This is a genomic window from Pedobacter sp. UBA5917, from assembly GCF_002432345.1.
In the GTDB taxonomy this organism is placed as follows: Bacteria; Bacteroidota; Bacteroidia; order Sphingobacteriales; family Sphingobacteriaceae; genus Pedobacter.
The window spans coordinates 1-13,110 of sequence record NZ_DJDT01000226.1 but is presented as its reverse complement, the minus strand read 5'-3'; the positions used below and the strand labels follow the sequence as shown (position 1 = coordinate 13,110).

The 13,110-nt window shown below is 39.2% G+C and carries 13 protein-coding genes; 12 read left to right on the top strand and 1 reads right to left on the bottom strand.

Annotated features, from left to right (window positions below):
- The 10 genes from B2V92_RS15185 to B2V92_RS15140 all read left to right on the top strand — a co-directional run.
- Positions 1-772: helix-turn-helix domain-containing protein (locus B2V92_RS15185; protein WP_293309598.1), on the top strand; the 772-nt coding region annotated here is incomplete at its 5' end.
- 72 nt (positions 773-844) lie between these two features.
- Positions 845-2,650 carry a S41 family peptidase gene (locus B2V92_RS15180; RefSeq protein WP_293309596.1) on the top strand — a complete coding sequence of 602 codons (1,806 nt, stop codon included), beginning with the start codon at positions 845-847 and terminating at the stop codon, positions 2,648-2,650.
- 58 nt (positions 2,651-2,708) lie between these two features.
- A complete protein-coding gene (locus B2V92_RS15175; RefSeq protein WP_293309594.1) occupies positions 2,709-3,140 on the top strand; it encodes an aspartyl protease family protein in 432 nt (143 codons plus the stop codon).
- 58 nt (positions 3,141-3,198) lie between these two features.
- Positions 3,199-3,633: a hypothetical protein gene (locus B2V92_RS15170; RefSeq protein ID WP_293309592.1), complete on the top strand. Its 435-nt coding sequence runs from the start codon at positions 3,199-3,201 to the stop codon at positions 3,631-3,633.
- On the top strand, positions 3,623-4,018 hold the full coding sequence (locus B2V92_RS15165; RefSeq protein ID WP_293309590.1) for a group III truncated hemoglobin: 396 nt from the start codon (positions 3,623-3,625) through the stop codon (positions 4,016-4,018). Before B2V92_RS15170 ends, B2V92_RS15165 begins: the two co-directional genes overlap by 11 nt.
- Positions 4,019-4,082: 64 nt before the next feature.
- Entirely contained in the window at positions 4,083-4,619 is a 537-nt protein-coding gene (locus B2V92_RS15160; protein ID WP_293309588.1) for an SRPBCC family protein, read from the top strand.
- Between the two features lie 434 nt (positions 4,620-5,053).
- Positions 5,054-5,731: a response regulator transcription factor gene (locus tag B2V92_RS15155; protein WP_293309586.1), complete on the top strand. Its 678-nt coding sequence runs from the start codon at positions 5,054-5,056 to the stop codon at positions 5,729-5,731.
- Positions 5,732-7,084: a sensor histidine kinase gene (locus B2V92_RS15150; RefSeq protein WP_293309584.1), complete on the top strand. Its 1,353-nt coding sequence runs from the start codon at positions 5,732-5,734 to the stop codon at positions 7,082-7,084. It begins immediately after the preceding gene.
- 436 nt (positions 7,085-7,520) lie between these two features.
- The gene (locus B2V92_RS15145) at positions 7,521-8,018 is read left to right on the top strand and encodes a hypothetical protein (RefSeq protein ID WP_293309582.1); all 498 of its coding nucleotides are present in this window, start codon (positions 7,521-7,523) and stop codon (positions 8,016-8,018) included.
- A 27-nt stretch (positions 8,019-8,045) separates the two neighbouring features.
- Complete coding sequence (locus tag B2V92_RS15140) at positions 8,046-8,972, top strand: bestrophin family protein (RefSeq protein WP_293309580.1); 927 nt, start codon at positions 8,046-8,048, stop codon at positions 8,970-8,972.
- Between the two features lie 328 nt (positions 8,973-9,300).
- Here B2V92_RS15140 and gyrB read toward each other — a convergent pair whose 3' ends face one another.
- Entirely contained in the window at positions 9,301-11,259 is a 1,959-nt protein-coding gene (gene gyrB, locus B2V92_RS15135) for a DNA topoisomerase (ATP-hydrolyzing) subunit B (RefSeq protein WP_293309578.1), read from the bottom strand.
- Positions 11,260-11,806: 547 nt separating this feature from the next.
- Here gyrB and B2V92_RS15130 point away from each other — a divergent pair.
- Together B2V92_RS15130 and B2V92_RS15125 are read left to right on the top strand one after the other, a co-directional pair.
- On the top strand, positions 11,807-12,406 hold the full coding sequence (locus B2V92_RS15130) for an OmpH family outer membrane protein (protein ID WP_293309576.1): 600 nt from the start codon (positions 11,807-11,809) through the stop codon (positions 12,404-12,406).
- A 101-nt stretch (positions 12,407-12,507) separates the two neighbouring features.
- Positions 12,508-12,990, top strand: a complete 483-nt coding sequence (locus B2V92_RS15125) for a nucleoside deaminase (RefSeq protein ID WP_293309574.1) — start codon at positions 12,508-12,510, stop codon at positions 12,988-12,990.
- The last annotated feature ends 120 nt before the right edge of the window (positions 12,991-13,110 follow it).

The following is a 13,110-nucleotide window of genomic DNA, read 5'->3' as shown; positions in this document are numbered from 1 at the left end:
TACGCACAACATCAGCACCTACCATAAAATACCCATTTTAGATGGTCTGGAATTGTTGAATGCCAAAAAACACACCATCGATTTCCCTTTCCACACGCACAATAACTTTAATATTACGCTGATTTTAAATCAGACTTTCTGTACGAAACTAAACGATAAATTTTTACAGGCCCCGATCGGTACATTATCAATCACCAATCCGAACGAAGTACACGCCACTCCCTGCGATAGTAAACTGGGCAATTCTTTCTTCACCTTCTACATCCAACCTGATGTACTTAAAACCTTAAATAAAGGCCGCGATGTTTTTTTTGAGGATAAAATCATCTACGATCAGGATCTCTGCAACAGCTTTTACTATTTATCAACGCATTTTAACAATCCAGAAGTTAATCTCGAAAAGAAACTACTGAATGTTTTGGAGAAACTGGTTGCACGTTATGCCTCAGGCATGTATTTCGAGTACAAAAAAACAGCATTGTTTCAGAACTTTATCAGTGAAAACCTGATGGAAAAGTTTTCTTTAACAGATACCGCCAAGCGTTTTGGATTGGATAAATATAAATTTCTGCGCTTATTTAAACACGAAACAGGTTTAACACCCAACAATTACATCCTTTTACAGCGCATAGAAAAATGTAAAAAGCTCATTACCAGAGAAGCAGATCTGATGGATGTTGCGATCGAAACGGGTTTTTATGATATTGCACACCTATCGCGGCATTTCAAACGTTTTACAGGCGTAACGCCTTCCGAATATAAAAGGGCTTAAACCAGCAGTTGCAATATCGTACAACGGCTTTAGGCTTTTAAGCTTTATTTTTGCTATCATAATCAAACACAAATGAAAAAAGATAGCATCACCATCCTTATTTTTTTATTTTTCAGTCTTTCTCTACAAGCACAGGTCGGTAAAAACCCAGCTCCACTTAAAGTAGACAAAACAACAGCCGATTTAACGTTAAAACAGGGCGAAGAAACCTCGTTCAGCTTTCTGCTAAAGAAAGATATTTACTATTCGATAACTGTTGAGCAAAAAGGGATTGATGTTACAATTGGTTTAAAAGATCATAAGGGAAAAATTATACAGAATGTAGATTCGCCCAATGGTAGGTTTGGCAGCGAAAAAATCGTTTTTTCACCCGATAGCACGGCCAATTTTATCCTTACGGTTAAACCCCTGGCAGATACAAGCAATGCAAAAGAAGGTAATTATTCGGTCGTGGTACAAAGTCCGCCTAAAAAGCTAAAACAGCTGGGCTATAAGGCCCTCGAAGAAGATTTTAATATCTTAAAAAATGCATTCATAGAAACCCATGTTGGCCTGTGGTACAATACCTATACCCAATTTGACAGCCTTTGCAACGTGCAAAAGAGTAAGATAAAAGATAAAATGACTACTCTGGATTTTTACCAGCTTGTTGCGCCAGTGGTTACCTATACCAAAGAAGGCCATAGTGCGATCCAGCCTTCAGAAGAAACCAATAATTACATCCGGCAAAACGGTCGTTATTTCCCTTTTTTAGTAAAGATTTTTGATAAAAAGGTTTATATCCTAAACGATCTGGACAATTACAAAACAAGGGGAATGCAGCTTTCCAAAATTAACGGGAATGGCATTGAAGGCATCATGGAGCAGTTTTTAAAGATAGAACCGGCCGATGGTTATAATACCACAAGCAAATACCACTGGATAGAAACAGCATTTTCTAAATATTACCTCCGTTTTTTTGAACAGCAGCCCAGCGCATTTAATCTCGAACTGATCAATCCTAAAACAGGTGAAAAGATTAGCTATAGCCAGATACCTGCACTGAATTTTAAGCAATATGGAAAATTCGTATCAAAAGAAACAAAATCAATCCCCAATTACAGTTATAAAGAGCCCGCTACATTAAAAATCGATACGCTTAACAGCACAGCAACCTTAACAGTGAATACATTTTCTACCAATAACTACAAAAACGGAAGAAATGGTTTTAAGGAGTTTCTGGCAAAAGGTTTCCAGAACATTGCCGATCGTAAAATACAGCATCTTATTATCGATATCAGGAAAAACGAAGGCGGTGCGCAGGCCATGGAAGATCACCTGATGTCGTACCTGATCGATCAGGAATATCCCAAATATCAGTACGCCGAAATTCCATCCTTTACCTATTCGTTTCTTGATTATACAGAATATAAGGATAAAAAATCGAGGGATGATTTCGAAAAAGAATTGAGGGGCGAATTTTACCGCAGCAACGATGGACGTTATTTAGAATTACCGGGAAAGTATAAAAGTGATACACCACAGGTTAACCATTTTAAAGGTGATGTATATATCCTGATCGGGGGCTTAACCTTTTCGGGGGGATCGGAGTTTGCCGCATTGGCAAAAAATTATACTAAAGCACGTTTTATAGGCGAAGAAACAGGCGGAGGATATTACGGCAATACCAGCGGCTATTTTATCCATTATACCCTGCCGAACTCAAAACTGACCGGCCGTATCCCAATTATTAAATTTGCTGTGGAGAAAAAAGAAAACGGTATTCCTTTTGGTCATGGTGTAATGCCTGATGACACAATTCAGCCAAAAATTGATGAATTTTTAAGCGCTTATGATACTGAAATGGAGTTTGTTAAAAAACTGATCAAAAACAAATAACCAACGTTTGACATGGTTTTCGGGTAATTAGCCTATTTTAGGCAGATAAATATTTGTTATGAAAGCCATTTCCATCCCTTTAAAACTGATTAACCTACAGGATGACGGCTTCCATCTTTTGATGGAAGTTGTTGTTTTTAAGGAGAAACATTTGGCCGTGCTGGATACCGGTGCATCGCGTAGCGTGTTCGATAAATCATTAATTGAAAAGCATCTTTCGGAAACACTGCAGGTATCGGATGAGATTAATGCAGCTACCCTTTTTACCACCACTACAACCATTCAGGCCACTATACCGCTTGTAAAAATCGGCACTTTAAAAGTCAGGGATTACGAAACAGTGGCTTTCGACCTTCAATCCGTTAGCGATACCTACCAGCAGTTTGGCCACCCTCCAATTATGGGCATTATCGGTGGTGATATTCTGATGCAGTATAAAGCGGTTATCGATTATAAAAAACTGAGGTTACGGCTCTATAAACAAAAATAATCCGAATTGTGACTTTGATCATTTTTCCAGGCATCATTTTAACTGATATTTGTATCCAATGAAAAAGTTAGCTGCAATTTTCTGTATCATTTTCTGGGCCGGTCTTCTGGCGGGGATCAGTTTTTTGGAAGCACCCTTAAAATTTCAGGCTCCCGGAATCACAGTTTCTTTAGGTTTGGGCATAGGCCAATTGGTTTTCCAGGCACTTAATAAAGTAGAAATTGTATTGTTGATCATCATTTTAGCCTGCTCTTTACCCGCACCCTTAAATAACATCCGCAGTATTTTACTCTTTGCGCTTACCATCCTTTTAATGGCAGAAACCTTTTGGTTATTGCCTTTGCTCGATGAAAGGGCGAAACTTGTTTTAGCTGGCAACGCGCCTATTAAAAGCTATCATCACATTTTGTACATCATTATCGACGCGATCAAACTTCTGTTTTTAATTACCCTCGGTTTTTCAAATCTAAAATCATTGCGTTATGAAAATTGATATCCACAACAGAACAGATATTATCCTCCTGGTAAATACCTTTTACGGGAATGTGCAGCAGAACACCAAAATAGGGCCGATATTTACCGATGTTGCAAAAGTAGACTGGGCGCACCATTTACCCAAAATGTACGATTTTTGGGAAAGTATTCTTTTTGGCAAGGCAATTTATAAAGGCAACCCCATGTTGGTTCATTTCGCTCTGAACGATAAAACACCGTTGCATACCGACGAATTTGAAACCTGGAAAAACATTTTCTTTAATACGGTAGATGATCTTTTTGAAGGCGAAAATGCAGATCTGATTAAACAGAAAGCACAATCCATCGCCGATTTAATGCATTTTAAGATCAATTCGCCCCAGCCGAAAATTAAAATCGTGTAAAAAAATACTGTTTTGATTTACAGTGGTTTCTTTTTAAATTTAATTAACCAAACTAAATCAAATTATGAAATTCCTGAAAATCTTATTGGGTATTATTGTTGTACTGGCAATAATCATTGTTGTTGGCGGCTTCTTTCTGCCAAAATCTTATACGGTGAGCAGATCTACCGTAATCAATGCGCCCGACACTGTAATTTACAAGAATATTGCAGACTTTAAAGAGTTCTACAAATGGAATCCATGGGCAAAAATGGAGCCTACAGCTAAAATTACTTTTGGCGGTGTTGCCGGAGAACCTGGCCATTTATACGAATGGAAAGGTAAGGAAACCGGAAGCGGTTACATGAAAATTAAAAGTGTACAACCTAACAAACAGGTTGATATTGAATTAAAATTTATCGAACCTTTCGAAAGTTTGGCTGACACTAAATTCGACATTCAGCCGGATGGTGCCAGCAATAAAGTAACCTGGACCATGAGCGGAGAAAATAACCTGATCAGCAAATGGATGTGTCTTTTTGTAAGCATGGATAAAATGATCGGAAAAGACTTTGAGGATGGATTAAAATTCCTGAAAGCAAAATCGGAGAAAGGGGTTTAATTAACTTTCTTTCCAGGATAAACTGGATTATTTAGACCGATGTCCGAAGTCAGAGGTTCATTCGACTCTTTATGCATTTTGTCACGCTGAGCGGAGACGAAGGGCCTGCATTATGCTAACAAATGAACCAATGGCTAATGTACCACTAAACTTCTAGCCAAGTAAAACACAGACAAACTCAATGCAAATCCGTCATTTCGACCGCAGTGGAGGAATCTAACCTCGAGATAGATCTCTCCACTCCGCCATGCTGCGGTCGAGATGACGGTTAATAAAAACTTCGCGGCCTCGGTGCCTTCCCTCTGTTGTCTCGGTGGTTAAAAACATAACCAACTCCTAAACAACCAAACAATTCTGTCGGCTGTGCGTTAAAAACGCAACAATTATCAATTAAGATTTTGTATTTCCCTATTTTTTAGATTACTTGCCAACAAATGAATTTATTACTTGTAGAAGATGAACCAAATGTGGTTTCTGTAATTTCGAGAGGATTAACAGACGAGGGATTTACCGTAAGTATTGCTCCCGACGGTCTGATCGGAAAACAGATGGCTTTAGAAAATCAGTTCGAACTGATTATTCTCGACATCATGCTACCCGGAATAAATGGTTTGGAACTCTGCAAAATCATCAAAGAACAGAAACCCAATACACCGATTATCATGCTTACGGCATTGGGTACTACCGAAAATGTGGTTAACGGATTGGATAACGGCGCAGACGATTACCTCATCAAACCTTTTAAATTCGCCGAGCTTTTTGCACGCATCAGGATGTTACTAAGAAGGTACCATGGTGTAGTCTCGCAAGACCAGATTATCACCATTGCCGATTTACAGATCAATTTAAGTGCTAAAACCGTAAAACGGAACCAACAGGAAATTATACTTACGGCAACCGAGTACCGCCTATTGGAGTATATGGCCAAAAACCGTTCGAAAATTTTATCGCGCATTGATATCCTGGAAAATGTTTGGGACATCGATTTCAACCTCGGAACCAATGTGGTTGATGTTTACGTGAATTATCTCCGCAAAAAAATAGATAAAAACGCCGATCAAAAACTGATCCACACTGCAGTAGGTTTAGGTTACATCCTGAAGGAAAAATAAATGGAGATTGCTAAAAAAATCACTTTACTTTTTGCCATTCTATCGGCAATTATCATTTCACTGCTAAGTGGTTTTGTATGGTACTTTTCCAATGATTTTGCTTTCGAAGATTTTTACAAACGTTTAGAGGCCAGGGTTAATATTGCTGCGCAGATAAAACTTTACGAAGATGCCAACAATACGGCCTATGCAAAAATGCGTAACCGGTATTTAGAACGCCTGCCTTCGGAAAAGGAGTATATTATGTTGGCCAATGAGGTACCGGGCAAGGTAGACCGTGAGCTGCCCATTAGTTTTTATAACCGTATAAAAGCAGGTTATGTGGCACGCTACCGTACCGAAAATCACTTTTATGCCGGTAAATTCTTCAAAAATGAAGGTAATGGATATATTGTAGTGGTTTCGGCCAATGATCCCGTTGGTTTCCGCGAATTAAAAGATCTGCAGCGCATCCTCATTATTGGCTTTTTTCTCTCTGTTATTTTATCTTTTGTAGTAGGTTGGAAATTTTCCAATTACATGCTCATGCCGCTGCGTAACATTATTAAAAGCGTAAAAAAGATCAAAGCAGAAAACCTGCACCTGCGCCTGGATGTGAAAAAAGGGAACGATGAAATGTCGCAGCTGGCACAAACCTTTAACAATATGCTTAACCGTTTGGAAACTGCTTTCGAAACACAGAATAATTTTATCAGCAATGCTTCGCATGAGCTAAGAACGCCACTTACCATCATCAGCGGTGAGGTAGAACTCGCTTTAAAAACCGTTGACGACCGCCAGAAACAGGAAAAAGCTTTAACGAAAATTAAAGATGAAGCAGATAGACTGGAACATATTTTAACCAGTTTATTGGGCCTGGCCCAATCGGGCTTTAATGGCAAAAACCAGCCATGGGAAGAGGTACGCATGGACGAATTGCTGTGGGAAATCAAAGAATCCGTAAACCAGGTCCATCCGAACAGTAAAATTGAAATCGATTTCAGCAAACTTCCGGATGATGAGGAACTGCTCTCGCTTAGGGTAAATAAGAACCTGATTAAACTCGCCATCACCAATATTGTAAGCAACGCCTGTAAATATTCTAACGAAAACCTGGTGAGCATCAGCATCGAGAGCAATGCAAACATGCTTTCTATTGCGGTAACCGACCGCGGAATCGGGATCCCGCAAACCGATATTCAACATATATTCGAACCATTTTTCCGTGCATCCAACACTAACGATTTTAAAGGTTATGGCGTTGGCTTGCCCCTCTCTTTAAACATTATCCGCCTGCACCGCGGAAGCATCGCCATCAAATCGCAGGAAGGCGTTGGTACGGAGATTAAAGTTTTGTTGCCAACGAAAAGTTAATTTGTGCAAAAGGTTAATCGGTTAATTGTTTAAACTGGTTAACTGTAATTCCCGCACAATGCGTCCTCCTAAACTTGTTTCAGGATCTAATTTAGATAATTTCCCTGCCATCCCGTTAAAAAAGATCCTTCATTGCATCCAATAGCTATCGGATCAGGATTAAAGCTTGTTAAAAGAAAAGTATTTAAACCTATCAGTAATAAAACAATTTAACATTATAACATTTAACCTCCCAACAATTAAGCAATTTAACAATGCCAACAACAATTAACCGATTACCCCCTGAGCGTAGTCGAAGGGTAAACAGTTAACCAATGAATAATTCCAAAAAGGAGTACACTCTAATCCCATTCTAATCTCGCTCTTATTTCGCTGTAATAACATCGGGCTAAACTTGTATAAATTAATTTTTAAATCATTTAAACAAGATATAGCCATGAAAACAGTATTAATACCAACCGACTTTAAATTAGAAAGCATTAAAATTATCGATGCGCTTGTTCAGCATCAGGGCAACCAAAAGTTAAAAATCATATTCGTACATGCCTTTAAACTTTCTGATTCTATTACAGATATGTTAATGCTTAGTCGCCGAAGCCGCGATTACGAAAATGTTAGCGGCGAATTTTATCAGGAAATCAATAATGCCAAAGCTAAATATGCTGATCAGATCAACACCATTGGTATCGAATATTTTTATGGAAGTACGGTAGCTGCTTTCAAAAACTTTCTCGAAGCATTCGATGTATCGTGCATTGCCTACTTAAAAAACTATGCCTTTACACCGATCAACAAATACAGTATCGATCCTAAAATTTTAACAGAACGCGCAGGCTGCGAGGTGATCCAGCTGAATGCATTAACCATTCATGCCAATGAAAATTTAATCGATACCAAAATACAGGAAGCGAAATTGCAGGAAGCAAACGCTTAATTAGTACACCTATTAAAAATTTATATCATGCTGTTACGAAATAATATTCCGCTCACTTATATATTCGGAAAGATCAAAAAAGAAGTCCTGTTTGTAATAGGCTACTCTATAGGTATTGTGGTGTTATATGAAAATTTCCATGTAACACGCATATCGATTCCGGTTGCAGTACCTGCATTATTAGGGACAATCATTTCCCTTTTACTGGCATTCCGCTCCAACCAGGCATACGATAGATGGTGGGAGGCGAGGATTCTTTGGGGCGCCATAGTAAACGATTCGAGATCCCTCTCCCGCCAGATATTGTCGTTCGTTGATAATCCGTACGGACTGGATGAAATTGAGGAGTTTAAAGCCCGTTTTATTAAAAGGCAGATTGCCTGGTGTTACGCATTAAGTCAATCGCTGAGGGGTTTCAATGCCAGGAAAGGTTTGGAAGAATACATGACTCCTGATGAAATTGCATTTATTAAGAAGCGCAAAAATGTAACTGCAACGATACTGGAATTACATGCCATGGATCTGAAAAAAGCATTACAGGAAGGCTGGATCAATAAATATCAACAGATAGAAATTGATAAAACCATTACCGCATTATGTAACCACATGGGTGGATCGGAAAGGATTAAAAATACCGTTTTCCCGGTTACTTATAGCAAGTATATCAACATGTCTATCCATTTGTTTATTGTTCTATTGCCTTTTGGATTGATTGAATACTTTGGTTATATGGAAGTGCCTTTAGTAGTAGCCATTGCGGCATTCTTTTTACTGGTAGAAAAGATGGCTGTGCATTTACAGGATCCGTTTGAGAACAAACCTACAGATACGCCGACCACAACAATCTGCAGAACCATAGAGCGCGACCTTTGCCAAATGCTCAACGATAATAAAATTTACGAAGATAAGCCACAAACAGAACTGGCACCCGTTGGATCGTATTACATTTTGTAATCTCCAGTGGTTAAGATAAATCTCATTAGTTTGAGGTGGTTAGTTAACACCATGCGTTTTCCCTTTGGATGAAGGGAATCAATGGTTTATAGTGTATAAATAAAACAAAAGCCATTCAGATCCCGAATGGCTTTGTTTTTTTGTGCCGTTATACCAAGTGAAGCCAGATGTTACCATCTGACCCGACATCTTTTAATCTATTCAAGAATTAATAAGCTTCACTTTTAGTTGACAACAACCAACACCACGATAAAATTAACCATACGAAAAAGCCTCTTCAAGATTTAACTTGAAGAGGCTTGATATGTTCTTTAGAATTTCGGCTTATTTAAGCATCAATTTTTGCATATTTTGCATTACGCTCAATAAACTCTCTACGTGGCGCAACTTCATCGCCCATTAACATGGAGAAAGTATGATCGCACTCCGCAGCACTCTCAATTGTAGCCTGCATTAAGGTACGCGTAGCCGGGTTTAAAGTGGTATCCCAAAGCTGTTCAGCGTTCATCTCACCCAAACCTTTGTAACGTTGGATATGTACGCTATCTTCTTTACCGGCACCTTTTAAACGTTGTACAGCGGCATCGCGTTGTACATCATTCCAGCAATATTCGAACTCTTTACCTTTTTTAACCTGGTAAAGCGGTGGCGATGCAATATAAACATATCCAGCTTCGATCAAAGCTCTCATATAACGGTAGAAGAATGTTAAAATCAACGTGGTAATGTGCGACCCGTCGATATCAGCATCCGTCATGATTACAATTTTATGGTAACGGAGTTTGGTTAAGTTTAAAGCTTTATTATCTTCAGGTGTACCGATACTTACGCCGATAGCTGTAAACATGTTTTTGATCTCGTCATTTTCGTAGATTTTGTGCTCCATCGCTTTCTCTACGTTCAAAATCTTACCTTTTAATGGTAAAATAGCCTGAATGTTACGATCGCGGCCCTGTTTTGCAGTACCACCCGCCGAGTCACCCTCTACAAGGAAAATCTCACATCTTTCAGGATCACTATCAGAGCAATCGGCAAGTTTACCCGGTAAACCCGAACCGCCCATTACACTTTTACGCTGCACCATTTCGCGTGCTTTACGCGCTGCAGCACGGGCAGTGGCCGCCAAGATTACCTTATTGATAATCATTTTGGCTTCTTTAGGATTTTCTTCCAGGTAGTTACCCAAAGCCTCTCCTACTGCGACATCAACAGATCCCATTACCTCACTGTTACCCAATTTGGTTTTGGTTTGCCCTTCAAATTGTGGCTCCTGTACTTTTACCGAAACAACTGCGGTTAAACCTTCCCTGAAGTCATCACCAGTGATTTCCATTTTTACATTCTTTAATAAACCTTCCTTATCGGCATAGTTTTTTAAAGTACGGGTTAAACCCCTACGGAAACCGGCAATGTGTGTACCACCTTCGTGGGTATTGATGTTGTTTACATAAGAGTGGACATTTTCTGAATAACTATCGTTATACTGGAAAGCCAGTTCTACCGGAACACCGTTTTTAATACCTTCGATGTAAATCGGCTCTGCCAAAATCGAAGTACGGGTATCATCTAAAAAGGCAACAAATTCTTTTAAACCACCTTCTGAGTGGAAAGTTTCTGAAAAGAAAGAACCATCATCCAGTTTCTCGCGCTCATCTGTTAAGGTTAATTTAATTCCTTTATTTAAGAAAGCCAATTCGCGCAAACGGCCAGCCAAAGTATCGTATTTATATTCGGTAGTTTGGGTAAAAATTGTAGCATCCGGAGTAAAAGTTACAATGGTACCACGTTTATCGGTAGTTCCAACTTCTTTAACATCATACTGCGGAACACCAATTTTATATTCCTGCATCCAGATCTTACCTTCGCGGTGAACCTCTGCTTTTAAATCGGTAGATAATGCGTTAACGCAACTTACCCCCACACCGTGCAAACCACCCGAAACTTTGTAGGTATCTTTATCAAATTTACCACCGGCGTGCAAAACCGTCATAACGATTTCCAATGCCGATTTATTCTCTTTGGTATTGATACCGGTTGGAATACCACGGCCGTTATCTTCAACCCTGATGGAGTTACCCTCCAAAATGCGAACGTCGATCGTATCTGCATGACCGGCCAAAGCCTCATCAATGGAGTTATCTACAACCTCGTAAACCAAATGGTGTAAACCTTTAACACCTGTATCACCTATATACATTGAAGGGCGCTTACGCACCGCTTCCAAACCTTCTAAAACCTGTATATTATCTGCCGAATAATTTGACTTTAAATCCTGTTCTTCGCTCATATTTTAATTAAAAACAATAAGTATCAAAAATACGCAAATTTTGGCATTTAAACTAATATGTGGATAAATTTTGGGCGCTTAAAAGATTGACAGAAAAGCCACTCGCATTGGATTTAAACGAAAAAAAATCATTTTTTTCTACCAATGATTCGTCCTTACAGGACGGTTAGGGAACAAATCCACTATCCGTTCCGTAGGAACGATTGATGGGCAGAAACGGTTCATGATCTGAAATCTGTTATGGCATCATACAACCCCAAATAGTAGCACCGGCTGTGCCACCTAAACCCCTGCCCGTTGCAGGCGGGCGATGGCAGCGGGCACGCAGTAAAGCGGACAGCGTTAACAACCATTTGGAATAAGTGCCCTGCTTTTCAAATCACCTGTACCAGATTGAGCGGCTAGCGTTAGGCGCTTAGCGTTGAGTAAATTAAACGCTTTACGCAATTCGCCAAACGCAAAACCGAACTTGCAGCACGATACACCTTCCATTAAATTGCATATCAAAACTAATTTATATAAGTTTGCTAAAATTTATTAAACAATAATGGAAAGAAGAACCTTTAAAACCTTTGGTTTACTTGCAACAGCAACTTTAATAACTGCTTTGTCGGCATGCCAGAACAAAGACACTAAAACTACCGAAACTAAAAAAACAGAGAGTACTACGGCAGCGGTTTCTCCGACCGACAAAATTGTATATGTTAACTCTGATTCGTTGCTAACAAAATATGAATACTTCAAAGACCTTAAAGTGAAATTTGAAGGAAAAAGCAAAAATGCACAGGCAGATATGCAGGCAAAAGGCCAGGCTTTTCAAAGAGAAGTGGCTCAATACCAACAATCGGCTTCTACATTATCGGCCGATCAACGTAAAAGCACTGAAGAGCGCTTAGCACGTAAACAACAGGAGCTACAAACTTATCAGCAGAATGCAGGCGGCGCTTTACAAAATGAACAGGCTGTAGAAAACGAGAAACTGTATGATAAAGTTGCGGCTTACTTAAAAGGTTATGCTAAAGAAAAAGGTTATAAAATGGTATTAACTTACTCTAAAGGTAACAGCGCTATTTTATTTGCTGATGAGAGCTTAGACGTAACATCGGAAGTAATTAAAGGCTTAAACGCAGAATACAGCAAAAAATAAGCTAAAAAATATTTAAATCAGAATGCCCCGCATAAAATCGGGGCATTTTTTTTGTGCAGTAATTTTAGATAAATATTAACCCGGCTATTAAACCCAGTAGAATGAACATAGAAAAACAACATCAGGAATATATGCAGATGGCCATCGACCTGTCGGTACAGAATGTAAGCCAAAGCATTGGCGGGCCCTTTGGTGCTGTGGTGGTAAAAGATGGTAAACTGATTGCCAAATCGGCCAATAAAGTAACATCAACCAATGATCCTACTGCACATGCAGAGGTTTCGGCCATTAGGTTGGCCTGCACCGAGCTAAATACTTTCGATTTAAGCGGTTGCGTAATCTACACCAGCTGCGAACCCTGCCCGATGTGTTTGGGTGCCATTTATTGGGCTAGGATAGATACCATTTATTATGCAAATACGAAGGCCGATGCAGAAAATGTGGGCTTTAGCGATAAATTTATTTACGAAGAGCTGGATAGGCCTATGGAGAAAAGAAGCCTTCCGGTAATCCAGTTGATGCGTGATGAAGCTTTGGCTGCTTTCAAATTATGGGAAACCTCAGCAATGCGGATTGATTATTAATATCAGTTCGATTAACAATATAGTTTTGATAAGAATGCTGTGGACATTTAAATTTTAGAGTCGTCACCCTGAATTTATTTCAGGGTCTATCCTACAGCAAAGATGCTGAAATAAATTCAG

Coding starts and splice junctions, on each gene's coding strand:
- B2V92_RS15180 (WP_293309596.1), top strand. CDS start 845: ATGAAAAAAGATAGCATCACCATCCTTATTTTTTTATTTTTCAGTCTT.
- B2V92_RS15175 (WP_293309594.1), top strand. CDS start 2,709: ATGAAAGCCATTTCCATCCCTTTAAAACTGATTAACCTACAGGATGAC.
- B2V92_RS15170 (WP_293309592.1), top strand. CDS start 3,199: ATGAAAAAGTTAGCTGCAATTTTCTGTATCATTTTCTGGGCCGGTCTT.
- B2V92_RS15165 (WP_293309590.1), top strand. CDS start 3,623: ATGAAAATTGATATCCACAACAGAACAGATATTATCCTCCTGGTAAAT.
- B2V92_RS15160 (WP_293309588.1), top strand. CDS start 4,083: ATGAAATTCCTGAAAATCTTATTGGGTATTATTGTTGTACTGGCAATA.
- B2V92_RS15155 (WP_293309586.1), top strand. CDS start 5,054: ATGAATTTATTACTTGTAGAAGATGAACCAAATGTGGTTTCTGTAATT.
- B2V92_RS15150 (WP_293309584.1), top strand. CDS start 5,732: ATGGAGATTGCTAAAAAAATCACTTTACTTTTTGCCATTCTATCGGCA.
- B2V92_RS15145 (WP_293309582.1), top strand. CDS start 7,521: ATGAAAACAGTATTAATACCAACCGACTTTAAATTAGAAAGCATTAAA.
- B2V92_RS15140 (WP_293309580.1), top strand. CDS start 8,046: ATGCTGTTACGAAATAATATTCCGCTCACTTATATATTCGGAAAGATC.
- gyrB (WP_293309578.1), bottom strand. CDS start 11,259: ATGAGCGAAGAACAGGATTTAAAGTCAAATTATTCGGCAGATAATATA.
- B2V92_RS15130 (WP_293309576.1), top strand. CDS start 11,807: ATGGAAAGAAGAACCTTTAAAACCTTTGGTTTACTTGCAACAGCAACT.
- B2V92_RS15125 (WP_293309574.1), top strand. CDS start 12,508: ATGAACATAGAAAAACAACATCAGGAATATATGCAGATGGCCATCGAC.